Below are 24,982 nucleotides of genomic sequence, written 5' to 3'. Positions count from 1 at the left end.
TGCAGCGGGGGCTCGGAATCGTGCCCTTCTTGATACCCGAACAGAACAGAATCTCTACCAACTTGCGCGATTCAAAGGCGAAATCTGGCGATACGGCTCCAATAACCCGCAATCCAGCCCGGAAATTGAACCGAATTCCACCAAGCTCATCGTACGACGGGCGGATTCACTGAAAATCTCGGCTTATTGGAGGTGCCTACAGATCATCTACCATAACTAGATCGCAGAACTTGTCCACTTACTTTGTCAATTTCAACTTGAAAGTTAGGTGTGCCTTGAATCGACCCTCGAAAGCCCTTAGGAAGATTCTTATATTCAAACGATATAATTACTTCTGAATCTGACTCCAGGATATTTATCATATAATCGTTAGCATTTAATCCTGTCTTGCTAAATTCATGATATGCGTGTTTGATCGGGAGTAGGTAGTTTCCGGAAAAAGATGCAATTTGCCTTATGTTAGTCATGGAGTTCATTTGTTCAGCCTTTGATATGCTACACAATAGCAGCAATGAACTTAAATTGACGCGCCATCTCATTTCAAAATATATACCGACCTTTTTGATGGATCATAAACTTTGAAAATGCCACTTGGAGTTCCTAAATATCCTTTGTAACCAGGTATGCCTTTACCATCGGCGGAAATTCCAGAAATATCTTGCGGAGAAAAATTATCGCTATTGAATGCATCGCGAACTAGGTCGCTCGTGCGAATAGTTTTGCCTGTTGCGGATTCATATAGCGAATAGTCACCGTGAGTATGATAATCACCAACTAGGCTGGAATTGTGTGGGGCTTGGGCTGCGTGTGGATTAACACCTTGATCACTTCCCTTAATAGGTCCTGTAAAACCGTATCTTCCGGATCTATTGTCTCTAAAGATTAATCCGCCATATTCTAAGTTATCGTTGATAGATAAAGGATTAACTTTTTTGAATGCAGCTTTTGCCGCATGATCTTGAGTTCGATATTGCGGAGGAGTACCTTCAGGACACGCCGCCAACCCCCACGGATCGACCCAGCCCACGGGATTGTGCACGTACCCGTGCGGCCGGAGGCCGCCCCGGAGCCCGATCGGATCGGGACTCAGGTATTGCCCGGTGTCGGGATCATAGTAGCGCTGGTAGTTGTAGTACAGCCCGCTTTCCGGGTCTTCCCACTGGTTCTGGAAGCGCAGCTCGACCTCGATGTAGGGGTCGTTGGCGGCAGCCCGGTAGCCCTGCGGCAGGCGGCGGGCCAGGCGGGTGTCGCTTTCCTTGACTACCCAGCGGTCGAGCCGGCCCCAGGTACGCAGCTGGCCGGCCCAGACGACCTCGCCGTCGTCGCTGACGAGTTCCCTGGGCGTGCCGAGCGGGTCGGTGACGACATGCAGCGATTGCCCCGCGATATGGTGTGATGAACCCGCTGGCCAGTTCAATGCCAGGCAGGCTCGCCATAAGGGACAGTATGGGACAAGATGCTGGGTTGCAAGATTTAACCCGTTTGTTGCACGCTGTGGCTGCAGTGATGAATGCGGCTGACAGAGCTGTAACTGCAATCCGCGCTGATCTATTTGTACGGGGTTATGAAATTAGCCTATTGATCCATTTCTTTGCTGTTCCGGCGCCTTCGATTACGTACCAATTGACGGCTAGCAAGAATTCAATATTTTTGTTTGACAAAAAGTATTCCATGCCAAAAGAATGGCTTAAAACCTCACCTAGTGCTTGTCCATTTTTAATAACCACAACATTATCTTTATCTATCCCACTCTGATCGAAAAACATATAAATGGGCTCGTGATCCAGGTACTTAGGGTAAGAGAACTCATATGGCTCGAGGGGGATAGATACAGAGTCAACTTGTATAGCTAAATGTCCGCTCAGCTTGTGCGGTAAAAATCGATCGGTAACTCGTTTGATATAACAACGTGCCACAGGTTTGGGCAGGAGTCTTGCATTTAGACCAGCTTCTTTAGCCGCACGCAACGCTTCGGCCGCGTATCCGTGAATATCTAGATTGTTCATGTTACTCACGTGTAGCAACCAATGGTGCTAGTTTCTGAGTTATAGGCTGAATTCGGCGATGGACAGGGGGACGAATCCAGTCTCATCCGCTTGCCAGCCCTGCCATTGGATCAGCAGATTGAACAGCGCCACAGTAAAAGCCAAACGCGCTTGAAAGTAGTCTGCCACGCGATGCATCACCTTTTTGAAATGGCACACTTGGGTCAACATCGACAGGACGGTCTCAATCAGCATCCGGTCGTTCCACTCGCCGCGGCGGCACAGCTTCAAGTTGGGTGGATCGCCGGTTTCGGCATGGAAGCCGGTATCCCCCAAGATCACACTGTGATGCTGAAAGAGGTCAATCACGGGATGAAACCAGGTGTCGTGGGCATTCGCCGGTGCCCAAACCCAGCCGATGATGCCCCCGACGTGGTTAATGATTAGGCACAGCTTACCGCCGACGATCCAGCGGTGATTCGAGACGCCTTTGCGGCCGATCTGTTGGGGACTTCGCCCCTCCCGGATGGGATGAATCAGCTCAATGCCGAAACTGTCAACGATCCCAAGCAGCGTGGGCGTGGCCAGAAAGTGAAAGGTCCAGGTCTGATGAGTTTTGAACAGCCGAAACAAACGGGTGCGCTCCGGCAGGTGGGGGAACAACGCCTGGCAGTCGTGCATCAGCCAGCGGTAGAAGGCTCGATTGCCGACCCCCTTCAAGGCGTGCAACAGACCCAACGTGACGATTTCGCTCGGCCACAACAGCGCTTGGGGATGTTTTCGACTGTCGGTCATGGCATCGTCTACCCGACAAAACAGCTCGGTGATAAAGTCAATCGTGGTCATGTAGGCCAGCCTCCCGCCCAAAACGGTTGTGGTAAACCTCAAGGGCTTGGAGTGCCTACATGGCCGCCTCATTCACGGCTAGGTTTGAACTAGCACCATTGGTTAGCAGGTACATCATCCACAAAAATATGTCCTCTAATTCTCGCTGGTCCTCTGCCAGGAGTTTGGTAGCCAATATGCGGCTGATGAGGACCTTCACCCAACACCCCCGTCGGTTTTACATTATTCCACTCAGGAATATCCACGTTTACCTGAGCCCCACGGGGTCCTTGCCATTCAACGGGCATTGATTTTCCATATTTATTATTACCCCATTTCGTAACTTGAAACTCCTGCTTTGGTATGCCGGTTCTTCTAAATGCTTCGTCTAACGCATCGCGAGCCGACTTCCCTGTCGCGCGCCAGTCGACATCTTTTGCAGGATTGAATGTCCAGTTATTTCCAGATAATTTCGGCGGACACCCCGCCAACCCCCACGGATCGACCCAGCCCACGGGATTGTGCACATACCCGTGCGGCCGGAGTCCGCCCCGGAGCCCAATCGGATCGGGACTGAGGTATTGCCCGGTGTCGGGATCATAGTAGCGCTGGTAGTTGTAGTACAGCCCGCTTTCCGGGTCTTCCCACTGGTTCTGGAAGCGTAGCTCGACCTCGATGTAGGGGTCGTTGGCGGCAGCCCGGTAGCCCTGTGGGAGGCGGCGGGCCAGGCGGGTGTCGCTTTCCTTGACTACCCAGCGGTCGAGCTGCGCAAAGCCAGAGCCGGCGCCGGAAATTTGGACCCCCGTTTAAGTGACGTTTCTGTTCTAATCACCGCCCTGCGAAGGGCGAAAACCGGAGAACAGACGATGAAACGAAAGAGACGAAATCACTCGGCGGCCTTTAAGGCCCAGGTGGCCCTGGCGGCGCTCAAGGGCGACAAGACGTTGGCTGAATTGGCAGAACGGTTCGAGGTTCATGTCAACCCGATCACGCCATGGAAGAGTCAGTTGTTGGAGCGGGCCAGCGATGTGTTCGCCACGGCGGCGAAGCGCAGTGCGTCGAAGGGGCCGGACGTGAAGGAACTCCACGCCAAGATCGGCCCGTTGGCGATGGAGAATGATGTTTTAGTCGCCGCGCTCGGTCGCATGGGCTAGCGATTCGCAAAACGATGATCGACCGGTCCGACCCGCTCCCTGTGGTGCAGCCGTGTGCATGGCTGGGGCGTTCGCGCGCCTCGGTTTACGACACGCCACAGCCGGGCTCAGAGAGCGATCTGGCGCTGATGCGGCGAAAAGAAGAGGGGCATCGAGGCGCTGTACCGGCGTCCGAACACCCGCCGAAGGCATCCGAACCCGGTGTTCCCGTACCGGCTGCGCGGTCTGGAGATCAAAGAGGCGAACCCCGTCTGGGCCATGGATATCAGCTATATCCCCATGCGGAAAGGGTTTGTCTATCGGGCCGCGGTGCTCGACTGGGCGACCCGGCGCGTACTGTCCTGGCGACGATCCAACCGCCTGACCCCGGACTTCGGCATCGAAGCCGTTGAGGAAGCCATTCAGCGCCATGGCACCCCGGAGATCTTCAACACCGGCCAAGGCAGCCCGTTCACCCGCCAGGTGTTCGTGGAGTTGATCCAAGGTCACGGCATCCGAATGAGCATGGAGGGCCAAGGCCGCTGGGTCGACACTGTGTTTGTCGAACGGCTCTGGAAAAGCGTGAAGTACGAGGAAGTCTACTTACATGCCTACGAGACCGTTGCCGAGGCACGAGAAGGCTTGCGCCGTTATTTCAAATTTTACAATGAACGCTGCCCGCACTCTTCGCTTGACGGCAAGCCCCCGAATCGCGTGTACTTTCATTCACTGCCAATCCAGAAGGCAGCCTAAACCGCAGAAACCCACTTAAACCTGGGAAAATCCTGTCCAATAAACCGGGGCCACCGCTTTCAATGCTTGATGCCCTTGTCATTCAAGACGCGCTCCAGGTCCATCGCATTATCGTAAAGTAAGCGTCCGGCTGTCCGCATAATTCCCACCGATTAGCGCCTGAGTCACAGTATCGCCATATTCCCGAAGAGGAGGAGATGGCGATGACGAAACAAGAACGAGAGATGCATTGGCGGGTCCTGCTGGAGCAACAGGCAGGGAGTGGGTTGTCGGTGCGCGCTTGGTGTGCGCGCGAGGCGGTCAGCTATGCGGCGTTCATCTACTGGCGTCGACGCGTAGCGCAGCCAGCGGTGGTGGCGCCACTGACGTTGATGCGGGTAGATGGCGGTGAGACAGCAGTCGGTGGTCTGTGGTTGTCGGTGGGCGGGGTTCGCATCGAGGTGAAACCGGGGTTCGATGCCGGGTTGTTGAAGCAGGTGGTGGCCGCATTGGTCTCGTGATGCTGGCGACGATTCTGAGTGCGGCGGCGGTGTATGTGGTGGCCGAGCCGGTCGATTTGCGCAAGTCCATCGATGGTTTGGCGCTGGCGGTGGAGAGCAGTCTGGGGCATTCGCCGTTATCGGGTGCGGTGTTCGTGTTTTTCAACCGGGGCCGGGACAAGGTGAAGCTGTTGTGGTGGGATCGTCACGGTTTCTGGCTGGCCTACAAGCGGCTGGAGAAAGGCCGCTTCCGCAAGCCGGTTCAGGGGACGATTTCGCGCTCGGACCTGCTGCTGTTGCTGGAAGGCGTGGACCTGACGGTGGCCCGTTTCCGCGCGGTTCGCGCGGGTCGGGTCGGCTGAGTCGAAAGTGCCTGAAACCCGCATCAGAGCTGGGCTTTCGGGTGGTCCACCGGGTATAATGGCAGCCATGAATGCCGCCGCTCTCGCCGAAGAAAATCGTACTCTAAAGGCCACCCTGGCCCAGCGCGAGGCGCGCATCGAACGGCTGGAATTCGACCTAGCGCAGCTGAAGAAGCTGCTGTTCGGCGCCCGTTCCGAGCGACTGGCGACCCTCCCCGACATCGACCAACTGCCGCTGTGGGATGAGGTGCCCGAGGACGCCCCCGTCGCCAGTCCGGTGGCGTTCAAGACGGTGGTGGTGCAATCGCCCGCCAAGAATCAACCGAAGCGCACCGCACTGCCGGCGCATCTGCCGCGAGAGATCGTGGTATTGCCGTTGTCGGCACAAGACCGGCAGTGTCCTGCCTGCGGTGAGGAACGGCCGGTGATCGGCTACGAAAGCTCCGAACGCTTGGATTACGTCCCGGCGCAACTGAAGGTCGTGGAAACGCGGCGGGAAAAGTGCGCCTGCGCGAAGTGCCAAGGGCAGTTGACCACGGTACCGGCCCCGCCGCAAATCATCGAGCAGGGCATCCCTCTGCCGGGTCTTCTGGCACATCTGCTGATGGCCAAATACGGCTATCACCTGCCGCTGTACCGCATCGAGCAAATCTTTGCCCACCAGGGTGTCCCCATTGCCCGCACCACGTTGTGCGACTGGGTCATCCAGAGCGGCTGGCAGCTGCAGCCCTTGGTCGAGCGGATGCTGGCGTTGCTCAAGCAACAGCCGGTGATCTTCTCGGACGACACCACTGTGGCGGTGCAGGACCGCGGCAAGACGCGGGAAACCCGGTTTTGGGTATACGCCGGCCACTCGCCGCCCATCGTCGTCTATGACCACACCGAAACCCGGGCGGGCAAGCATCCCAAGGCCAAACTGGAAGGCTACAGCGGCTACCTGCAGGCGGACGCCTATGCCGGTTACGACCAGATCTTCGCCGCAGGCAAGGTCCTGGAAGTGGCGTGCTGGGCGCATGCGCGCCGCAAGTTCTTCGAGATTGCCCGACAGACCGAGAACGGCAAGCGCATCAGCGCCCATGAGGCCTTGGAGTACATCGGCCGGCTCTACGCCATCGAACGGGAGGCCAAGGAACAGCAACTCGACGCCGAAGGCACCCGAAAGCTACGGCAGGAACAGGCGCGGCCGATCCTGGCCGAGTTCAAGGCCTGGCTCGAAGACCGGCTGCGCCAGCTGGCGCCCAAGACCCCCACTGCCCAGGCCATCGGCTATGCCCTCAAGAACTGGCCGGCGCTGGAGCGCTATACCGAAGACGGTCGCCTGGAGATCGACAACAACCGCAGTGAGCGGGCGATCCGCCCCCTCACCATCGGCCGCAAGAACTGGCTGTTCCTCGGCTCGCCCAAGGGCGGCCAGGTCGCCGCCACGGTGTTCAGCCTCATCCAAACCTGCAAGGAACTCGACCTCAACCCAGAGGCCTACCTGAAAGACGTCCTGACCCGTTTACCCACCACCAAGCAGAGGGAGATCGACAGCCTGCTACCCCACAACTGGAAACCAGCCAACGTATAAGGTCCTGACGGTTAACTGTTCGGCGGCATCAGGAAAAGACTGTCCTCCAGCGGACGCTTACATCGTAAAGGGCGGCGTGAATATTGGATTGGCCGTTGTGACGTAGGAGATTCAACGCGAAATGGCGGAGATGGGCGAATACATCGGGGTTCTTGCGGATACGGCTCGCATCCTCGCCGAGGGCGGTGTCCAACACGTCGTGGAGCCGGTTGTCGATACTCCAGTGACCGCGAATGGCCTCGGCCAAAGTGGCCGTCGAGGCGTCGCGGGTGACGAGGTCGTCAGCGACAGGGGCCTAGCGCAGCTCAAAACAGCGGCGGCGGGGATTGAATTCCTCCACGCGACGGCGGACCTCGACCACGGTTTTGAAGGGGGCGTGCCAGGGTTCGGGACCGGTCCCTTCAGGCAGAGACCAGACCCGTGCCACGCGTTGTTCGATGCGATGACGCCGGCCCAGATCCACCGTGTAGGTCTGCTCGGCATGGGGCTGCGTCTGACAAACCGCCCGTACGGCCGCGCGTAGCTTGGGATGATTGCCCTTGAGTTGGACCAGCAGATCGCTCCCGGTGGCGATCACGGCCTCAACCGTTTTTTTGAAGATGCAGGGCATCGAGCGTGTACAGCCGCCCGGCCAGGCCCAGGGTTTCGATGAGCCGCTGGGCGGCCTGGATTTCGTGGTTCTTGCCAGCATCCTCGATCAGCACCTGGCCCAGCACGATCCGTTCTCCGACGGCGAAGGCGCTCAGGCAGCCCGGCGGTCCTCGAAGCGATCCAGGCTGCCGCGCAAGGTCTTGCCATCGAGCGCGATGACGATGGCGTCCTCGGCCAGCGGCAACGCGTGGGCACGAAAATGCGGCGCGATCGCCTCCACGTCCAACCCGTGCAAGGCGTAGCGGATCTAACTATAGGCGGGCGTCCGTCGCCAGCGGCAGCCGAACGCCTCGTTCAACCGCGCCAGATGGGTACCGGATGAACGGATGAATCCGGCGGTACGAGGTCGCTCCGCTCATCACCGCCAGAATACTGAACAGCAGCAGGTGGGGAAGATCGTACAACTTCCCTTGCGCGCGACGATGATCCGAAATCGGCAGCAGGCTTTGTTTTAACGGGGACAACGATTCACATGCTCGGCAAATCAAAACCTTTTACCCAAATTCGTAAGCATTGAACAGCCCTGTTACGCAACCTACTTTTTACTTCTTGCTCGTCGTAGAGAAACTCGCCACCACCCGACCATCAGCATGTTAATTCGTCTCCAAGAGACGCCAAGCTACCCGGTACGATTCCAGTCGCTCAAAATACTCTTTTGAAAGCGGAGCTGGACCATGAAGGACGGCCTGAATAAACCCCTCAGGCGGAAGGTAGTCGTGAGCCACGACGTAGTGCCATAACAAATTGGGGCAAGCATAAGCTGAGTCGTCTGCGCCAAAAACCCGAATCTCAGCCGACCCGACTCTCAGGCGTTCAGAATTGTGAATAATGACTAGCGGTGAATGAGACAAATGGCTGCACATTTCACAGACGTGAAAACCACGTGTTTGTGCGACGGCGACTTTCGAAAATTGCCACAACTTATCAATGACCGAATCAGAAAGTTTTCCACGCGCGAAGGCGTGAGCTTTATCAAGCCATCCAACATTTCGAAGGCCTGGTCTAGCTTCCCGTGGGTTGTATGAATACTCAGAAAGGTCTGCGAAATACATTATGAAATATGTCCCAAAGCTCTTAAAACTGCGACAGAACGCTCGCTAAAACACCACGCGCAAACAATACGGCCGGGACTATTGATTGCGGTGGTGACCTCTGACGGTGACATTTTGGTAATGTCCAATACTTCAACTTTTGGATGGCTTCCCCAGAGTTGATGATCTTCATCGAAGAACATTTTCTCGGGATACAGTCCGCCATTTTCATCTCCATGGGTGCCTGATAATACCTTGACAGATCCTTTTGCATTCTTCGCATCGACTAAAGGAGCAAAGTCAGGTTGAGAAATCGGTTTTGTAGAAACCCATACACGTCCGCCACTTTGGTTTGCGACTGAGTAGAAATCGGGGGCTTTGGGGCTCCTACCAATGTTTTTTCGATTAGCAATGAAGTCGCTTGCGACATCGATCCTTTTACCACCCCAGCCACTGACCGGTCTCGATGTACCACTAACGCCTTCAGGACACCCCGCCAACCCCCACGGATCGACCCAGCCCACGGGATTGTGCACGTACCCGTGCGGCCGGAGCCCGCCCCGGAGCCCGATCGGATCGGGACTCAGGTATTGCCCGGTGTCGGGATCGTAGTAGCGCCGGTAGTTGTAGTACAGCCCGCTTTCCGGGTCTTCCCACGGGTTCTGGAAGCGCAGCTCGACCTCGAGGTAGGGGTCGTTGGCGGCGGTCCGGTAGCCCCGCGGCAGGCGGCGGGCCAGGCGGGTGTCGCTTTCCTTGACCGCCCAGCGGTCGAGCCGGCCCCAGGTGCGCAGCTGGCCGGCCCAGACGACCTCGCCGTCGTCGCTGACGAGCTCCCGCGGGGTGCCGAGCGGGTCGGTGACGACGTGCAGCCAGGCGGGGCGGGCTTGCTCGCGTTGGTAAGCCAGGGCCAGGGGCACGAAAGTGCCGGGTTCGTGATGCCATTCGCGGGTTTCGGTCGGGGCGGCCGCCGCCGGGTCGGGGGTGCCGTAGGGGATTGCAAGACCTGACCCCTTTGTGGCGCTGACCCCTTTGTGGCGCTCAAACCGAGAAGAGACTTACTGTCTGGAACAATGAGCGATTAAACACATCTTGCGCTTAACCCAATCTCCTCCAACTTAGCCTTTAAGTCATCTGCTTGGTCTGAAAAATATCTACCCAAGCTAAAGGACTGCCCCACGTGAAGACTATTTCGCACATCGTCGAGCGACTTCCCTTTCAACTCTGGAACCAAACGTCGCAATTTCATAATAGTCTTTATGTCCGCATCTTGTTCACGCCAGTCAATACACACCTCTACAGTACCCTTTTGCGCTGCATAAAGCTCGTCAGGAGAGATCGAAAAATGGATGTATTCTTCGTTTCCGCACTGCTCGCATCGATACGTCTCGACCGCACCTGTCCGACTTATCATTTGAAGCCTCCCACCGCACTTTCTGCAGATATTCTGTTTCTCAGTTTTCATTACCGCCCTCCCGTTAAGCTGGGTGGCACATTTCTATACAGCGGATGAGTGTGAATAAACCGTGAAATCGCGTCATCTGACATATTAAATGCAGGATCAACCGCTCTCTGCCATTGGTATGCTTGCAACTCGTGAACTTGGCGATAGGTTTGTGGCGTCAAGTTCTGTAGCACATGCCTTGTCTCGTGTGCCGCTACGCCTGCCGCACTGGCTGGAGATGACAGTTTGTCTAGTGACAAGTACACAGTGTCTGAGCCAAACGGCGCTCTACCAGCGGCCCCACCTCCCCATGGGTCGGTAGGCACTAAACGGACATTAACGTCTCCACGTTTCATGAGTTTCGCTGTTGCTGCACCCTCGACAGAGCCACTTTGACGCAATGCCCGTATAATCGATTCTTGAGATACTTCACTAGATTCCGCCGCCAATCTTCCGGGATGTATGGCGGAAGCAGCGCTATCTGGAACATTACCTTCCGGCGGACACCCCGCCAACCCCCACGGATCGACCCAGCCCACGGGATTGTGCACGTACCCGTGCGGCCGGAGGCCGCCCCGGAGCCCGATGGGATCGGGACTCAGGTATTGCCCGGTGTCGGGATCATAGTAGCGCTGGTAGTTGTAGTACAGCCCGCTTTCCGGGTCTTCCCACTGGTTCTGGAAGCGCAGATCGACCTCGATGTAGGGGTCGTTGGCGGCGGTCCGGTAGCCCCGCGGCAGGCGGCGGGCCAGGCGGGTGTCATCGTCCTTGACCGCCCAGCGGTCGAGCCGGCCCCAGGTGCGCAGCCGGCCGGCCCAGACGACCTCGCCGTCGTCGCTGACGAGTTCCCGCGGGGTGCCGAGCGGGTCGGTGACGACGTGCAGCCAGGCGGGGCGGGCTTGCTCGCGTTGGTAAGCCAGGGCCAGGGGCACGAAAGTGCCGGGCTCGTGATGCCATTCGCGGGTTTCGGTGGGGGCGGCCGCCGCGTCAGTCGTCCCGTAGCGTCGCCATTCGACCGCGAGGTTGGGGCCGTCCCAGAGATACTGGGCTTCGACCAGGGGCCGGCGCCGGCCGGCGCGGCCTGGGGTGAGGCAGTGTTTGGCGAGGCGCCGGCCGAAGGCGTCGTAGGTGTAGCGCCAGACCTGGCCGTCCGGGGTGTGGACCTGGATCAGGCGGTCGAAGGCGTCCCAGCGGTAGTGCCAGGTGTGCGGCCGAAACCCCGGGCGGTGCTCGGTGCGGCAGGTGGTGCGGCCGCGTTCGTCGTAGCGGTACTCGGTCTGGCCGCGGCGGGCGACGCTGCCGGCCGGGGTGTAGGTTTGGTCCGCGTGCGCCTGCGGGGTGTGCTGTCCGCAGAGGTTGCCCAAGGCATCGTAGCCGAAGGTTTCCGCGGTGACACCGGGCTGCAGGGTCGGGCCGGGCGAGAGGCCGCCGAGCGTGGGGCCGTAGCCCGGGCCGGGGTCGTACCGGGCCTCGAGCACCTGGTCGCGGGCGTCGTAGCGGTAGCGGGTGCGTCCGAAGCGGGCGTCGTCGAGGCCGATCAGCCGGCCGTGCTGCCAGTGGTAGCGGCGCTGGGCCGACGGGAGGCCGTCGCCGCGGAGCGCCTGGGCGAGAAGGTGCCCTGCGGCGTCGAAGCGCTGGGTGAGGTGGAACTGCGGCCCCGGAACGAGGACCGGGTGGCCGTCGGGTCCGAAGGGCCGGCTGCTGCGTTGAAGAATGCGGCCCAGGAGGTCGCGCTGGACATGCACCTCGCCCCGGGGGCCGGTGAGGGCGTCGAGCAGGCCCAGGGCGTCGTAATCGTAGGCCACCGTGCCCAGCGGGGTGGTGCGCCCGGCGAGGCGGCCGCAGGCGTCGTAGCGCCAGGCGATGCGGTGCGGCCCTTGGGTTTCTTCCAGCAAGCGCCCGTGCGGATCGTAGCGCAAGCAGGTCTCGCTCTCGAGGGTGTCGCCCCGGTACAGCGCGGCGCGGGTGAGGCGGCCCGATTCGTCGTAGGCGTAGTCGATGCGGCTGTCGCCGGCGTCGATGCGGGTCAGGCGGTCGCGCTCGTCCCAGGTGTAGCAATAGTCGTGGCCGTCGGGCGCGGTCTTCACCAGCAGGCGGCCGGCGGCATCGTAGCGATAGCGGGTGATACGCCCGGCGAAGTCGGTTTCCTGGACGCAGCGGCCGGCCGGGTCGTAAGTGTAGCGCCAGGTCTGGCCGAGGGCGTTGGTGACGGCGGCGAGCCGGGCCTGGGCGTCGTAGCGGTAGCGGGTGACGCCGCCCAAGGGGTCGCTATGGCTTTCCAGCAGATCGTAAGCGCCCCAGCGGTACTGTCGGGTGTGGCCGGCGGCATCGGTAACGGCGTCCGGGAGACCCTCGGCGTCGTAGCGGTAGGTCCAGGTGTCGCCGTTGGCGAGGATCACCCGGCTCGGCGCGGTATGGCCGCGGGCCTTGGGCGCCGCGTCGTCGGACCTCGGCGGGTACGCGTAGCGGGTCAGGGCGCCTTCGGCATCGGTCGTTTCGAATACCCGGCCGAGCCGGTCCTGGGCCCAGCGGGTCACGCCGCCGTTGGGGGCGGTCACGCCGCAGGGCCGGCCCAGGGCATCGTAGTGGAACCGGCTCTCGCTCCGGTCCGGCCGGATGTGGCGGACGAGCCGGCCGCGGGCGTCCCGTTCCAGGCGGGTGACCAAGCCGTCCGGGGTCTGTTCGGTGCGGAGATTCCCGGCGGCATCGTAGGTCCAGTGCCAGCGCTGCCCGTCCGGCGTCTCGAGCCGGAGGCGGTTGCCGGCCTCGTCATAGGTGAAGCGGGTGGTGCGGCCGCACGGGTCGGTGATGCCCCGGAGCCAGCCTTCGTCGGTGTAGGCGTAGCGGGTGACCCGGCCGAGCGGGTCGGTCTCGCTCACTTTCCGCTGGTAGGCATCCCAGGCGGTGACGGTCTCCGCACCCAGGGGATCGATCACCCGGGTGACGAGACCGTCGGCCGTGTAGTGGTAGGTCGTGCAGGCGCCGTCGAGCCACACCCGGGTGATCCGCGCGGGGCGGTCGTACTCGAAGCAGGCGGCATGGATGCCGTGCGGCGTGTCGACTCGGGTCACCCAGCCCGCATCGTCATACCGGAGCTGAACCGAGGTCCGGCCGCTGTCGCCCCAGGCGATGATCCCGTGGTGCTCGTCGTAGGCGTAGACCAGGTGGCCGCTGGCGTCGCTTTGGCTCCGGATCAGCCGGCCCCGGGCGTCGTGCTGATAGCGAACCAGTTCCACCGGCGGACCGTCGGGCTCGTGCAGCCACACCGCGCCCAAGGTGCCCTCGGGCCGCCAGGCGAAATCGAGGGTGTAGCCGTCGCTATGTTCGAGCCGCACCAGGCGTTCCCGCCGATAGTGCAGGCGGTAATGGTTGCCGTAGCCGTCCTCGACCCGGCTCAGCCGGGCGCTGTCGCCCTGCCAGTCGAAATGATAGCGGGCGCCGGTCTCGCGATCGTGCAGTTCGGGGGCGTCGCGGGTGCCCCGCAGTACCAGCTGGGGCGCCTTGAGATGATGGGCGTCGAGCACCGCATAAGGGGCATCGAAGGTCCAGCACACGCCTTCGTCGTCGTGATAGTCGATAAGGGCGCCGCGCCGCACCAGTGCGACGGTCAGGGAATCGCACCAATGGGGGCCGAAGAGGCTCCGGGTCGCCGCGTCCGCGCGGGTCCGGTAGCTGCGCCGGAGCTGGAACGGGAGCACGCCAGGAATGTCGATGTCGGTGCGCCACTCGACGAATTCGCCGGTGGCGACGTTCACCGGATCGCCGCAATGGGTCTGGCAGTGGCGGGGGGTGCCGGCGGCGCGCGCCGAGGCGGTGCGGTTGGCGCGCCGGCCGAGCCCCGCGGCGAACTTGCCGAGCGGCAGGATGCCGAGCCAGTCGACCAGGACCCGGCCCCAGACCGGGATGGCCGGGGCGGGCTCGGCGCAGGCGACGGTGGTGTGGTCCATGAACACCGAGTCGACGCCTTCGTCGAGCACCGCGCCGCAGGCGAGCCGGTGGCCCACCCGCGCCATCGGCAGGTTGTTGACGAAGATGGTCTCACTGCCTTCGATGAGCGGGAAAGGCGCGGATTCCTTGCTGCAGGCGGCGGTATCGGTCATGCGCGCGACCGGCTTGCCGGCGATCAGCACATCCGGGGAGCCAGTGGTGATCGGGCCGGTGCGGGCGCCCATCTGCGCCAGCGCCCCACCCAGGGCGCCGCCCACCAGTCCCCCGGCAAAGCCGCCGGCCGCGGCGGCACCGATCAGGGCCACCGCGGCCGCGCCGCCGGTGGCAACCACCAGCGCTCCGACCGCTACCGCCGCCAGTGCACCCACGGCCACGGTGGCGAGGAAGCCGGCGAAGCCGTGGTTATGGGCGACCTGGCAGCCGACCACCCCGGGATGGGGGCCGCCCTGCCCGATCGTCCGCAGCCCGAAAGCGGCGAGGCCGTCGGCGGCGACCTCGGCGAGGCCCAACTTGTCGGCCGCCCAGTCGCCGGCATATGCCCCGGCCATGCCGGCGCCGTAGGCGGTCAGTCCGACCCAGCCGCCCTTGGCGGCGAGAGCCGCCCCGGCGGCGAGGGCGCCGGTGTGGGAGGCGGTCGCGATCCGCTCGCCGGTTTCGACATCCGGCGCTTGCGTCTGGACGGCGGCGATCCGTTGCTCGGCGGTAAGGGCCATTGGTCAGGCCGCGGGGTGGAAGCGGAACGACAACAGGATGCGGCGGACTTCGGCGCGCTGCGATGCGTTCATCAGTCCCTGGCTGGAGGCGGCGAAATTCAGCAGCTTCTGTCCGTCGGCCACGCACACCAGGAGCTGATGCACTGGGCCGGCGTCGTCGGTGTGCCAGACGAATTCCAAGGCGCAAGCGGGGCGCCCGTCCAGCTGAAAGGCTTCTTTAGCCTTGAGCTCGAAGGCCTTGAGCTGATGCCGGAGCTTTTCGAGCTGGTCTTCAGCGTAGGTTTCCAGGTCGGTGCCGAACGGCAGCCGGTCGCGGTTGACGGTAATGCTCAGGCCCGGTGAGCCGGGCGGCTGGGCAGTGAAGATATGGATGCTCGCGTTGTGCCACTCGGCCGGGAGGGCCAGGACGCCTTCGCCGATGTTTTCCATGACGGTCTCGCTTATCGGTTGGGTTTGTTGAACTTCTGACATGACGGCCGGAGGGCTGGCAACTGCAGTTTCGTGTATCGTTTCGAAACTCATCGCCCCATCACATGCCACCTTTCTTAGGTTCGAAGACGATCGAGGCTAAACAATCCGGGTTGCGTTCGGCAAAACCGAAAGACAATTCTCCCCAAGGCAGATAGGCCGTGTAGGAAGTCTTTTCATCTAACGAGTGGCCGTGAGGGGTATCGGTAATCTGGAGGTCACCATAATGGCCGCGAACTTCCTCCAGTGGGACGCAGGTTCCACCAAGCTCCAGGACCAAGAAGCCGGGATCAAACCCGTGGCGTTTGAGGCGCAGGTCGATGTTGAGGATCACCGAACCGTCGTTCAACAAAACAGGGTCGCTCTTGAAAAACTGGTTTATGTCGCTGCCGAAAGTTTTCCTTTCGACAAGCGTCACCGGCAGCAAGCCTTCAATCTTGGCTTTGGTGTACGGCGATTGCTCGGTTAATACGGCAACGACCTGCCAAAGAGATAACGGTGAATGTTTCATGGATTTTTCCTCGGTTTGAGCGTTTGCTCCGCCCCATGCGATCAACCAGGCGGCCAGACTCATCCGGCCTAACCGGGCACTCAGCTCACTTCGGTTTCTTGGACGGAAATGCCTTGTCATACCAGCCTCCGTAATAGTCTGCATAACTCTGTCCAGTATTTGAGGTCCTTTCCCCTTTGCCGAATATTTGACCGATTGAATGGCGCGCGTTCGACAGGTCGCCGTCTTTCAGAGCCTGATCGTACGCCGCGTTGTAGGCGGCATGGTTGGCTGAATTGCCAGCGATGCCGATGTCCGGACCGCCATTGGCGAGGATTTCGCGTCTCACCTTGATATTGTTGAGTGTGGCCGCCCCTTCGTCGGCTAACGCACCGTTCACGTAGGCCTCTTTGGAAGAATAGTCCCGGGTATAGGAGTATTGGGCATGTCCAACTTCGTGGGAAAGAGAAAGAACTGTTGTACGCGGTTTCCCCTTTTCCGAACCATCAATGGTAATAAGCCTTTCTTTTCTGTCAACGAACGATCCTTTACCAGCAGGACCATAGGAAATGTTCCACTTCTCGTCTCTTAGCTTTTGCAAGTCTTTCTGCAGCGAGGGGGATTTCGCTGCGAGTTTGTCCACCTCGCTTCCCAGTCCGGTCTCGACCGCTGGAATACTTGACGTTGGCGGCTTTGTCGGAGCGGTATTCGATGCGGATGATGATGACCGGCTACCACGCTCGCCGCTCGCACCTACTAACGGGACTTCCGAGTTCGCGGGAGCAATGCGGGCGGGTATCGCAGATCCCGGATTCAGATGGATCGGCTTTCCCATCAATACGTTGTCCGTCGTAGCGGCCGAGATGATTTGTTTTCCCAGAATCGTGATGTTGCCGTCCTTGTCCAGGGTGATCTGGCTGGCGCCGCAGGTCAGCGTGATGCGGGTCGCGGCGGTGATCTCGATGTGTTCGGTGACCGATTCGAGCCGGACGTGTTTCTTGACCGACGTTTCCTGGAAACCGTTATGGACGACCGTAGTTTGAAACGGCCCGTTCACCACGGTGGACTGATTGTTTTGCACCGTGGTGCTCATGTCCTTCTGCGAATGGAGGACGATCTTCTCCTCGCCGGCCCGGTCGTGGATCACCATCTCGCAATAGCCGTTGCCGCCCGGCGTGGAGTTGCTCTTGAACCCCATCATGTGGGCCGCGGCCGGCAAGGGATACGGCAGCCGCTGCTGGGCGTTGTACACCCGCCCGGTGATGAGGGGCTGGTCGGGGTCGCCTTCCAGGAAATCGACGATGACTTCCTGGCCGATCCGGGGGATCGCCACCGTGCCCCAGCCCTGGCCCGCCCAGGGCTGCGACACCCGGAGCCAGCACGAGCTGTTCTCGTTCCGCTGCCCTTCCCGGTCCCAGTGGAACTGGACCTTCACCCGGCCATGGCGGTCGGTGTAGATCTCCTCGCCCGGGGGACCCACCACCACCGCGGTCTGCGGCCCCTGGACGAAGGGCTTCCGGGTCTTGCGCGGCGGCCGGTAGGGCTGGCGGCTGTCGAGGGCGGTCAGGGTGCAGTGGAATGCGTCCCCTTCGAGGACGGAACCGCCCGACAGGTACGCATCGCTTTGCAGCCGATAGGTGGCGGCGACGATCAGGTATTCGCGGTTCTGATCGGCGCGGGGGTAATCGGTCAGGTTGAACAGCGCGCCGCAGGTCAGGCCGCGGGCATTGCCCTCGGCCCGGGCCTGTTCGTGCCGGGCGTGGAAGGCTTCGAGACGGGTGCGGGCGTAATGCTCGCCGTGCTCGGGCTGGGCATAGCGGCCCGGGTAGTCGAACACTTCCCATTCGGCCTGGGCATGAGGGCGCGGCTGCCGGTGCTTGACCTTGAGGTCCGCCCGGGGCTTGGTGAAGTCGTAGTCGGTGAGGGTGTACCGGCCCGGCTGGATCGCGCGGGCGAACGACCAGGCGTACAGGTGATCGCGCTCGCGCCGGACGCTGTTGTTCGGTTCGAAGTAGGGGATGGATTCGTAGCCGGGCATCTTCGGGTGGGCGGCGGCGGCATCGGCCAGGATCAGGGTGTGCTTGCCCCGGGTGTGCTCGAAGAAATAGTAGAGGCCTTCTTCTTCCATGAGCCGGCTGACGAAGTTGAAGTCGGATTCGCGGTATTGGACGCAGTAGTCCCGCAGCGGATAGGTGCGGGTGAGGCGCGCTTCGAAATCGGTGAAGCCGTGGTCGCGGAACACCTTGACGATGATGTCGGGGGCGGTTTTCTTTTGGAAGATGCGGCAGTTCGCGGTGCGGGTGAGCAGCCAGAGCCAGGGTCTCAAGGTCACCCGGTAATGGACCAGGGTACGCCGTTCGTCCTCGGTGGCGCCGAGTTGGGCGAAGCGGCAGACGACGCCGTTGAAATAGCGGACGCTGTCGTCGGGGAGGGTCAGGGCGACATCCAGGCGGTCGCCGAGGAGCTGGTCCGGGTTGAGGCTGCCGACGGTGCTGAGGAGATCCAGGGTATAGCTGAACAGGCCGCCCAGGCGCTCCCGGCCGGTCATGTCGTGAAACAGCAACACGTCCGGGCCGAGCGGGGAATAAACCTTGATCAGTCGTGTTCTTTGGAAATAGTCCATGTGTGATGGTCCCGTTCAATAATAATCCAGTTCCCAACGTCACCCCTGCCGTTGTAGCAGGGTTGATACACTGCCATGAGGTGGACTGTCAATAAGAACGTTCGTTCTGTACTGGCGTTAGCGTGGCCGGACAGTGCCGCATACTCTGGCGAGTAGAAGTTTCAGTGGCGGGGATCGTGAGCTCGGATACGGAATTGAGTATAGACCCTGATTCGGGCAGTACGCGGTCAGCGAGGAGAGCATCCGCGAACAAAGCCGAGAATGCTGCCTTGTTCGCCTATGAGCAAGCCGGTTTAGCGCACGCGGCGATTGGCTTCATAGAGCGGCATCACCGCCTGCGCTTTCGTCCGCATGCTCTGTAGACGCTGTTCAGGGTTCGGGTGGGTGCTCAGCCAGTCCGGGCCGCCGCTGCCTCCGACCTGGATCATTTTTTCCCACAGAGAAATGGCGGCAAACGGGTCATATCCCGCTTTGGCGGCGAGTTCGATGCCGACCGCGTCCGCTTCGTTCTCGGCCTTGCGGCTGTTGGGCAACTGCAAGCTGATGGTCGCGAGTGTATCGGCCAGCCCGGCCACGCCGCCCAAATCGTAACCCGCAACGGCTCCGGCCAGCACGCCCAGACCCAGGCCGAGCTTCTGAAGCCGGACCCGCGACATTTTTTCGGCCTGGTGCGAAAGCAGCGCGTGGGCGATTTCGTGTCCCAAAACCTGGGCTAATTCGTCATCGGTAGGACGGATTTTCCGGAGCAGGCCGGTATACACGGCAATCTTGCCGCCCGCCATGCACCAGGCATTGACTTGGTCGCTGGTCAGAACATGCACTTCCCATTGCCAGTTGCGGGTCTCCGGGCGCAGTGCGACCGCTTGCTCGATCAACGGCTCCGCGATGGATCGAACCCGGTCGAGCATGACGGGATCTTCGTTCAGTACCCCCTGGCCTCCGGCGTTCATCAGCAACTGATCGTAGGCTTGCGCCGACTGCCGGGCAGCCTGGTCATCGCTGACCAGCATGATCTGGCTGCGGCCGGTGATGGGATTGGTCGAACAGCCGCTGACGCCGAGCGAAAGCGGGATGGCAACGAGAGCCGCCAATAGTCGATGTACTAACAGATCTTGTCTCATCAAACCATCCGATGCCGATTTGACGTCGAAAATTCTGCGAAAGATTCCGGTGTTCGGCTGCCGAGAGTCCCGCAAGATCCGGTCCGATCGCTTACCCATCATATTGTTCGCGGCTCCGGCGCTATCGGTCGCGGCCGCCCTTTTGCTCGATTCGCTTGAGCAACGCGAAGAGGTCGCTGTTGGTCGACAGTACGACCGTGGATTCTCCCTTGATGACCTTGCGATAGGTTTCGAGGCTCTTCAGGAAACGGTAAAAATCCGCCGCTTCGGGGCGCTGGGTGTACGCTCTTGCATAAATCTCGGTGGCTTTTGCATCGGCCTCGCCGCGGATTTCCTGAACCCGCTTGTAGGCGGCCGATTCGATTTCGTTGATGTCACGATCCTTGTTCCCGGAAATCCGGGCGGCCTCGCCCTCGCCTTCGGACCGGAATCGCTGGGCGATCTGCAGGCGTTCGCTGATCATGCGCTGGTGTATGCGTTCCAGCACGCCCGGATTGTAATTGATGCGCTTGAGCCGGATGTCGAGAAGTTCGATGCCGAATTCGGCGAGTTTCGGAGCCGCAGCGTTGAAAATCCCTTTTTCGATTTCCAGGCGCCCGTACCGGATCGGACGCAAGACGCCAAGCCCGCCCACTGCCGACAGTGCTCCCGTCACGCTTTCATCCTGCATCGGTCGGCGTGTCTTGTCGGTGCGCACCACTTCGATCAGTTCATGCCTGGCGATGGCCGTGCGGGTTTCGCTGCCCAGGATATCTTCCAGACGCGATTGTGCGCTCCGTTCGTCCCTGAGCCTGAGGTAATACCGCATGGGATCGGTAATGCGCCAACGGGCGAAGGTGTCCACCTGGATATAGGTCTTGTCCTTGGTCGACATTTCCACCATCGGTCCGTCCCAGGCCAGGTAGCGCTTGTCGATGCGGGTGACTTGCTGAATGAAAGGGACTTTGAAGTGTAGACCCGGATCGGTAATGGGTTCGCGGACCGGCCTTCCGAACTGGGTGACGATCGCTTGTTCGGTTTCGTTCACCGTAAACGCGGACAACAGTATCAACGCTGCCGCCAAGAGGGCGATTAGAATCGCTAAAGTCCTGGTCAGGCTCATGGCTTATCCTCCGGCAGGCGCGCGGGTAAGGGCAGCATCGGCAAGATCTGCTGTACCGATTCGTCCACGATGATCGATTGCTTGGCCTCGGGGAGAACGTCGCCGAGCGTTTCGAGGTAAAGGCGCGCACGGGTGATTTCCGGCGCTTTGATGTATTGCTCGAGAACCGCGCCGAAGGCGGCAGCATCGCCTTCCGCTTCGTTGATACGCTTGAATCGGTAGCCTTCGGCCGCACGGATTTCCTGGTCTGCCTCGCCGCGGGCACGGGGCACCGCCTTGTTGTATTCGCCGTTGGCCAGATTGATGGCATTCTCCCGGTCCTGCTGGGCCCGGTTTACTTCATTGAAGGAGGGTTGCACGGGCACCGGCGGGTTGACGTTTTTCAACTGCACCTGATTGACGGTCACGCCGAGGCGATATAGGTTCGCCAGTTCCCGTAACCGGGCAAGGACCGAGTCCTCGATTTCCTGCCGGCCGATGGTAATGATTTCGTCGACCGTCCGGTCGCCGACGACTTCCCGCATGACCGATTCGGAAAGATCGCGCAAGGTCTGGCCCGGATTGCGCACCGCGAAGAGAAAGGTTTCCGGTTCGGTGATCCGGTATTGCACAACCCACTCGACGAGCGCGGCATTCAGGTCCCCGGTGACCATGGATTTTTCTTTGGCGGGCTCCTTTCCCACCTGATCCGGATGGGTATAGCCGGCTGTGGTGAGGCCGAATTCCAGCTTCAGCTGCCGCTGTGTGGGTACCTCGACTACCGAATCGATACCCAGCGGAAGTTTGAAATGCAAGCCGGGCGGAACCTTGAGAATGTACTTTCCGAACCGGAGCACGATGCCCTCCGATTCCGCGGGTATCGTGTAATACGATGTCCACGCCAGGACGATGAGCAAAATGATCAGCAGGATTCGCGGCGGTGAGACGGGAATCGGACCCAAGAAGCGCTTGAAGGACGGATTTACACTACTCACGCAAGTTTTTCCTTCGAATATATAAAGAGTAGGCAGGGAGAAACTCTAACCGATGTCGGACAAATCAAGAATAGTCCGGCGGCGCGTGGATGTGGATGCCGCGCGCGAAATTTTGGCCGGTGCTGTCGGCCTTTAAAATTTAAGACCGAAATTTCGAGGCTCCGCAAGAAATCGCGGGTTCTTGGATATCATCCTCGATACCGCCAATACACTCCTCGAAAGGGGGCGATAATGGCCGCCCCGGCTCCCGCGGGACGGGTGCGGGTGATCGGCGTGCTCTTGAAGTCGGGGCCGGCAATCCCTATTAAGCTAACCAGGGGGCACGAAAGCGTATCGGGCTCACCGAACGGTTCGCGGGACGCTGTCGAGACCATGCTTGATTTTGCCGCCTCTCCCGGGACTAGCGCCGCGGGCCGAGCACATTCCCGGTGTATCGGGGAATGGCGCGCCGGAACATCTTAAAGCGGGGGATGCACGCCACCGCTTTGCGCCGGACGCCGCCTTCGCCTGTTAAGAACCGGCCGGGTCCGGGGTGAATTATTATTCAATTGTGGAATAAAACTAGACCACGTTAGTCTTGATAGGAATAAAAGAGATGCGTTAGAATTTCCTCAGCTCATTTTTTACTCTCCTCTTAACCTCACCTGATACAAAGCCTCGGTATAACCGAGGCTTCTTTTTGGGCGGTGCATCCGTTCCGGGATTTATCCCTTTCACCGCATACGACTCAAGCTTGGAATGAAAAAAGAGAATGCGTTTCGGACATCCGGGTCTGCCGACGGATATTCCGGTAGCCGGCGGCGAACTTAAGCGCCGCCGGCCGAGCCTGAATGAATGCTTAGATCTGTTCCGCAACCGTTACACAAAGATTGGTCGGATTTTGCTTCGCGTCCAGCACCGGCTTGATGGTAAAGGTGACGAGGTTCTCCACGCCTGCGTCGCCGAGATCGCCTGCCGGAATGTCCTCGATTTTGATCTTCTTGTCTTTGACTGACCAGGTGTAATTGGCGTCGAAGGCTTTGTTGTTCCCGGAATTTTCCAAATCCACTTCGAGTGTGGCGCCCGGGCAGGCCGAGGTAGGTTGCTTCAGATCGAGCACATGCGCATGAAAGCCGCTCTTCGGATCCACATGCGTGCTGTCCTGTATCGGCAAATGGGTCACCAAGACCAAGACATTGTTGGTCCCGTCGGTCAGGGCGCCGTAACCGAACGCCCCGGCTTTGCCGTCCATCGGCACGGCGCCCGAGGTTTCGATTTCGATATCAAGAGCTTTTTCTTTGCCCTTGCTTTCCCATTCCACTTGCGATTCTTTCACCTTTAGGTAATCGGCCGTTTCGGCCCAGCCCAAGGCGGGTGCGAGGGCGGCGAACGTGAAGGTACTGAACAGGGTTATCGATTTTATAGTTTTCATCGAGAGATCTCCTTTATCGGCTATCAGTTAAGGTGTCGACCAAATACGTGTCGAGCACCTGAGACGATAATAAGATCGACTCGATAATATTTCTAGGGAGGATATCGCAAGTGCGTCATTCTTCTCGGCATGCGTCCGGATCTTGGCGTTCGCTCACGGCAAATACACGCCTGTCTTGATCGAATCCATGCTCGGCGATGCCCAACCGGGCTTCGGCAATCGCTTTGGCTTCCAAGCTGGACGATGCCCTGATTTTGATTATTTGGGTACGCCCGTCGAGATAGAGATAAACGTCGTAAGTATTCATGATGGAGGAACACTTGAGTAAATCCTGGGGCAAGGTTGGAACTTACCGTTTCGTCCTGCGCATCCGCCAGGGAACAAAAACAAGCGGACGACTACAGCCGTGTCGAATCGTAACGATAGAAAAAAATGAAATTCGAATCTGTGAAAAATTAACCAAGAAGCGCGCCACAAAGGCTGGCGGACACTCAGGTATGAGAGCGTTTTCATCTCGCTCATACGACAAAACGGACTCGGTGGAAGTCGTTGGTGCCTTCGGTTCGGGTGAATCGATTCAAACATCGTAGAAGACGCTCGGCCGGAACGTGGCGTCGGGAAGGGCGGTTTCGGCGCTCCCGAAGACGCCGTTTGCGATTGCAAAAGATTCCCGACCTACTCGCGGGTATCCCTACGGCAGATATGACAATGCTCTGGCGGTTTTGGGCCTTTGTGGATCGGCAATCCTTTGCCGACGAACCCATCTAGGGTTTTGAGAAGCAAGAATTTCGGAAAGGCGCGCTCGCCGAGAACCTGAAAACGGTTGATGAATGAGCCTTTCCGACCAATTTCCTGAAGCGAAGGCGCGGCGGGAATGGGCGATCATGCGCAAAACCGAGAGCGGGCGACGAGTCGTCGAAGTCGCTCCCGGTGCGGAGCTGCCCAAGAATATGTCGCTTCCGGACGACTATACGGGTGTCACTAAAGCGACACCCGTATAGCTGGGGAAGCGGCTTTAGGTGGATGGCGAGAGGGCTGTCCCGTTAATCGAGGCTTTCGATCCCGCCGCGTTGCGTTTGGACAATTGCTCGATCACGCTGTCCAGGGAGCCGGTTCGGGCAATGTCTTCGCTGAATGTGGTGCGATAGTTTTGTACCAGGCTGATGCCTTCAATCAGCACATCATAAACTTTCCATTCGCCGGAGATTTCGATCATGCGGTAGTCGACGGCGAGCGGTTTGGCGCCCGACTGGAGAATCTCGGTTCTGACGATGGCTTTCTTGTCGGCCAAGGGTGTATTGAGCGGCAGATAGCGGATGTCCCAGTCCTTGTATTCGGTAAATGCCGTGGTGTAGGTGCGAATGAGCAGCTTGCGGAATTCGTCCTTGAAACGTTGCCGCTGCTCGGGGGTCGCGGTCCGCCAGTGCTTGCCGAGAATGAGCAGGGCGGCACGATCGACGTCGACATGGGGCTCCAGGATTTCCTTGACGATGCGGGTCGCCTTGGAAAGGTCGAGCTTGTAGTCATATTCCCGTAAGGCCTGCTTCACGGCATCCGACGTTTCCTGTATGACCTGTTGAGGTGGAAGCAGCGTCTCGGCACGGCTCAGAACAGGAAAGAACTCAAGAAATATCAAACACAAAGCCAACAGAACCTTGCTTTTTGAGGTGAATTGAAAAGTCATCGGCTAGCTCTTATCAAGATGAACAAAGTGAAACCTCCAGCGACGGATCCGACTTTACGGGCGAGACGTTGCTTTCTCGGGGTCCTGAGTCCGGAATAAACGTCAATCATACCGGCTTCTCCGGTTGGCGGTAATGGCCTTTTTTTCTTCGTGTGCCGGCCGGATCTGTCATTATTGAATAAGCACTGTCCGTGCCAGATATGTTCGATTCCGGCGTT

General features: G+C 59.8%; 26 protein-coding genes and 1 pseudogene. 6 read left to right on the top strand and 21 right to left on the bottom strand.

The window, feature by feature from the left end; genetic code table 11:
• Positions 1–535: 535 nt before the first annotated feature.
• The 4 genes from sS8_RS28735 to sS8_RS28525 all read right to left on the bottom strand — a co-directional run bounded on the left by sS8_RS28735 (position 536) and on the right by sS8_RS28525 (position 3,487).
• Positions 536–1,417 (bottom strand): RHS repeat-associated core domain-containing protein, encoded by an 882-nt coding sequence (locus sS8_RS28735; RefSeq protein WP_197716558.1) that lies wholly within the window; start codon positions 1,415–1,417, stop codon positions 536–538.
• A gap of 145 nt (positions 1,418–1,562) precedes the next feature.
• Positions 1,563–2,006, bottom strand: coding sequence for a hypothetical protein (locus sS8_RS17305; protein ID WP_197716557.1), 444 nt, complete (start codon positions 2,004–2,006; stop codon positions 1,563–1,565).
• Positions 2,007–2,045: 39 nt separating this feature from the next.
• A complete protein-coding gene (locus tag sS8_RS17300) occupies positions 2,046–2,831 on the bottom strand; it encodes a hypothetical protein (RefSeq protein WP_197716556.1) in 786 nt (261 codons plus the stop codon).
• An 89-nt stretch (positions 2,832–2,920) separates the two neighbouring features.
• Entirely contained in the window at positions 2,921–3,487 is a 567-nt protein-coding gene (locus tag sS8_RS28525) for a polymorphic toxin type 47 domain-containing protein (protein ID WP_269461513.1), read from the bottom strand.
• Between the two features lie 189 nt (positions 3,488–3,676).
• On the opposite strand from sS8_RS28525, the pseudogene sS8_RS17290 reads away from it, so the two are divergent.
• From sS8_RS17290 to tnpC, 4 genes and pseudogenes are all read left to right on the top strand, one after another.
• Positions 3,677–4,696, top strand: a pseudogene (locus tag sS8_RS17290) (IS3 family transposase).
• Positions 4,697–4,893: 197 nt separating this feature from the next.
• Complete coding sequence (tnpA, locus tag sS8_RS17285; RefSeq protein ID WP_119627851.1) at positions 4,894–5,196, top strand: IS66 family insertion sequence element accessory protein TnpA; 303 nt, start codon at positions 4,894–4,896, stop codon at positions 5,194–5,196.
• The gene (tnpB, locus tag sS8_RS17280) at positions 5,196–5,537 is read left to right on the top strand and encodes an IS66 family insertion sequence element accessory protein TnpB (RefSeq protein WP_119627852.1); all 342 of its coding nucleotides are present in this window, start codon (positions 5,196–5,198) and stop codon (positions 5,535–5,537) included. The genes tnpA and tnpB overlap by 1 nt, the downstream gene beginning before the upstream one ends.
• Positions 5,538–5,595: 58 nt before the next feature.
• Entirely contained in the window at positions 5,596–7,107 is a 1,512-nt protein-coding gene (gene tnpC / locus sS8_RS17275) for an IS66 family transposase (RefSeq protein WP_119627853.1), read from the top strand.
• Between the two features lie 28 nt (positions 7,108–7,135).
• Here tnpC and sS8_RS27725 read toward each other — a convergent pair whose 3' ends face one another.
• The 16 genes from sS8_RS27725 to sS8_RS17210 form a co-directional block, all read right to left on the bottom strand.
• Entirely contained in the window at positions 7,136–7,354 is a 219-nt protein-coding gene (locus sS8_RS27725; RefSeq protein WP_145986580.1) for a transposase, read from the bottom strand.
• A gap of 48 nt (positions 7,355–7,402) precedes the next feature.
• Positions 7,403–7,684 (bottom strand): hypothetical protein, encoded by a 282-nt coding sequence (locus sS8_RS27720; RefSeq protein ID WP_145986579.1) that lies wholly within the window; start codon positions 7,682–7,684, stop codon positions 7,403–7,405.
• Positions 7,685–7,688: 4 nt separating this feature from the next.
• Entirely contained in the window at positions 7,689–7,823 is a 135-nt protein-coding gene (locus sS8_RS29600) for a hypothetical protein (protein ID WP_269461468.1), read from the bottom strand.
• A 26-nt stretch (positions 7,824–7,849) separates the two neighbouring features.
• On the bottom strand, positions 7,850–7,978 hold the full coding sequence (locus sS8_RS29595) for a hypothetical protein (RefSeq protein ID WP_269461467.1): 129 nt from the start codon (positions 7,976–7,978) through the stop codon (positions 7,850–7,852).
• 31 nt (positions 7,979–8,009) lie between these two features.
• On the bottom strand, positions 8,010–8,222 hold the full coding sequence (locus sS8_RS17265; RefSeq protein ID WP_197716555.1) for a transposase family protein: 213 nt from the start codon (positions 8,220–8,222) through the stop codon (positions 8,010–8,012).
• A gap of 129 nt (positions 8,223–8,351) precedes the next feature.
• Positions 8,352–8,810, bottom strand: a complete 459-nt coding sequence (locus sS8_RS30170) for a DUF7919 family protein (RefSeq protein ID WP_456299273.1) — start codon at positions 8,808–8,810, stop codon at positions 8,352–8,354.
• Positions 8,810–9,706 carry an RHS repeat-associated core domain-containing protein gene (locus sS8_RS17260; protein ID WP_197716554.1) on the bottom strand — a complete coding sequence of 299 codons (897 nt, stop codon included), beginning with the start codon at positions 9,704–9,706 and terminating at the stop codon, positions 8,810–8,812. Before sS8_RS17260 ends, sS8_RS30170 begins: the two co-directional genes overlap by 1 nt.
• Before the next feature lie 544 nt (positions 9,707–10,250).
• Positions 10,251–14,891 (bottom strand): RHS repeat-associated core domain-containing protein, encoded by a 4,641-nt coding sequence (locus tag sS8_RS17250; protein WP_119630789.1) that lies wholly within the window; start codon positions 14,889–14,891, stop codon positions 10,251–10,253.
• Positions 14,892–14,894: 3 nt separating this feature from the next.
• Positions 14,895–15,320 carry a DcrB-related protein gene (locus sS8_RS17245; protein ID WP_170161137.1) on the bottom strand — a complete coding sequence of 142 codons (426 nt, stop codon included), beginning with the start codon at positions 15,318–15,320 and terminating at the stop codon, positions 14,895–14,897.
• Between the two features lie 100 nt (positions 15,321–15,420).
• Positions 15,421–15,933, bottom strand: a complete 513-nt coding sequence (locus sS8_RS17240; RefSeq protein WP_197716553.1) for a hypothetical protein — start codon at positions 15,931–15,933, stop codon at positions 15,421–15,423.
• Positions 15,934–15,955: 22 nt separating this feature from the next.
• Complete coding sequence (locus sS8_RS17235; protein ID WP_119630785.1) at positions 15,956–18,472, bottom strand: type VI secretion system Vgr family protein; 2,517 nt, start codon at positions 18,470–18,472, stop codon at positions 15,956–15,958.
• 293 nt (positions 18,473–18,765) lie between these two features.
• Positions 18,766–19,593 carry a M48 family metallopeptidase gene (locus sS8_RS17230; RefSeq protein WP_119632867.1) on the bottom strand — a complete coding sequence of 276 codons (828 nt, stop codon included), beginning with the start codon at positions 19,591–19,593 and terminating at the stop codon, positions 18,766–18,768.
• Between the two features lie 121 nt (positions 19,594–19,714).
• Positions 19,715–20,695 carry a protease modulator HflC gene (gene hflC, locus sS8_RS17225; protein WP_119630783.1) on the bottom strand — a complete coding sequence of 327 codons (981 nt, stop codon included), beginning with the start codon at positions 20,693–20,695 and terminating at the stop codon, positions 19,715–19,717.
• The gene (gene hflK, locus sS8_RS17220; RefSeq protein WP_119630781.1) at positions 20,692–21,669 is read right to left on the bottom strand and encodes an FtsH protease activity modulator HflK; all 978 of its coding nucleotides are present in this window, start codon (positions 21,667–21,669) and stop codon (positions 20,692–20,694) included. The genes hflC and hflK overlap by 4 nt, the downstream gene beginning before the upstream one ends.
• Positions 21,670–22,507: 838 nt before the next feature.
• The gene (locus tag sS8_RS17215) at positions 22,508–23,080 is read right to left on the bottom strand and encodes a hypothetical protein (protein WP_119630779.1); all 573 of its coding nucleotides are present in this window, start codon (positions 23,078–23,080) and stop codon (positions 22,508–22,510) included.
• A 115-nt stretch (positions 23,081–23,195) separates the two neighbouring features.
• A complete protein-coding gene (locus sS8_RS17210; protein ID WP_119630777.1) occupies positions 23,196–23,387 on the bottom strand; it encodes a hypothetical protein in 192 nt (63 codons plus the stop codon).
• On the opposite strand from sS8_RS17210, the gene sS8_RS27715 reads away from it, so the two are divergent.
• The gene (locus sS8_RS27715; protein ID WP_145986578.1) at positions 23,386–23,670 is read left to right on the top strand and encodes a hypothetical protein; all 285 of its coding nucleotides are present in this window, start codon (positions 23,386–23,388) and stop codon (positions 23,668–23,670) included. The genes sS8_RS17210 and sS8_RS27715 overlap by 2 nt on opposite strands.
• Positions 23,671–23,910: 240 nt before the next feature.
• On the top strand, positions 23,911–24,081 hold the full coding sequence (locus sS8_RS28230; protein ID WP_170161136.1) for a hypothetical protein: 171 nt from the start codon (positions 23,911–23,913) through the stop codon (positions 24,079–24,081).
• Between the two features lie 14 nt (positions 24,082–24,095).
• Here sS8_RS28230 and sS8_RS17205 read toward each other — a convergent pair whose 3' ends face one another.
• Entirely contained in the window at positions 24,096–24,764 is a 669-nt protein-coding gene (locus sS8_RS17205) for an MlaC/ttg2D family ABC transporter substrate-binding protein (RefSeq protein ID WP_119630775.1), read from the bottom strand.
• Positions 24,765–24,982 lie beyond the last annotated feature (218 nt).

Origin of the sequence: Methylocaldum marinum (assembly GCF_003584645.1) — a bacterium.
In the GTDB taxonomy this organism is placed as follows: domain Bacteria; phylum Pseudomonadota; class Gammaproteobacteria; order Methylococcales; family Methylococcaceae; genus Methylocaldum; species Methylocaldum marinum.
This window is presented reverse-complemented; position numbering and strand designations above follow the sequence as displayed.

Coding starts and splice junctions, on each gene's coding strand:
- sS8_RS17215 (WP_119630779.1), bottom strand. CDS start 23,080: ATGAAAACTATAAAATCGATAACCCTGTTCAGTACCTTCACGTTCGCC.
- tnpA (WP_119627851.1), top strand. CDS start 4,894: ATGGCGATGACGAAACAAGAACGAGAGATGCATTGGCGGGTCCTGCTG.
- tnpB (WP_119627852.1), top strand. CDS start 5,196: ATGCTGGCGACGATTCTGAGTGCGGCGGCGGTGTATGTGGTGGCCGAG.
- sS8_RS17230 (WP_119632867.1), bottom strand. CDS start 19,593: ATGAGACAAGATCTGTTAGTACATCGACTATTGGCGGCTCTCGTTGCC.
- sS8_RS27715 (WP_145986578.1), top strand. CDS start 23,386: ATGATGGAGGAACACTTGAGTAAATCCTGGGGCAAGGTTGGAACTTAC.
- sS8_RS17235 (WP_119630785.1), bottom strand. CDS start 18,472: ATGGACTATTTCCAAAGAACACGACTGATCAAGGTTTATTCCCCGCTC.
- tnpC (WP_119627853.1), top strand. CDS start 5,596: ATGGCAGCCATGAATGCCGCCGCTCTCGCCGAAGAAAATCGTACTCTA.
- sS8_RS17300 (WP_197716556.1), bottom strand. CDS start 2,831: ATGACCACGATTGACTTTATCACCGAGCTGTTTTGTCGGGTAGACGAT.
- sS8_RS17205 (WP_119630775.1), bottom strand. CDS start 24,764: ATGACTTTTCAATTCACCTCAAAAAGCAAGGTTCTGTTGGCTTTGTGT.
- sS8_RS17210 (WP_119630777.1), bottom strand. CDS start 23,387: ATGAATACTTACGACGTTTATCTCTATCTCGACGGGCGTACCCAAATA.
- sS8_RS17240 (WP_197716553.1), bottom strand. CDS start 15,933: ATGAGTCTGGCCGCCTGGTTGATCGCATGGGGCGGAGCAAACGCTCAA.
- sS8_RS17250 (WP_119630789.1), bottom strand. CDS start 14,891: ATGGCCCTTACCGCCGAGCAACGGATCGCCGCCGTCCAGACGCAAGCG.
- sS8_RS17245 (WP_170161137.1), bottom strand. CDS start 15,320: ATGGAAAACATCGGCGAAGGCGTCCTGGCCCTCCCGGCCGAGTGGCAC.
- sS8_RS17305 (WP_197716557.1), bottom strand. CDS start 2,006: ATGAACAATCTAGATATTCACGGATACGCGGCCGAAGCGTTGCGTGCG.
- hflC (WP_119630783.1), bottom strand. CDS start 20,695: ATGAGCCTGACCAGGACTTTAGCGATTCTAATCGCCCTCTTGGCGGCA.
- sS8_RS30170 (WP_456299273.1), bottom strand. CDS start 8,810: ATGTATTTCGCAGACCTTTCTGAGTATTCATACAACCCACGGGAAGCT.
- sS8_RS28230 (WP_170161136.1), top strand. CDS start 23,911: ATGAGCCTTTCCGACCAATTTCCTGAAGCGAAGGCGCGGCGGGAATGG.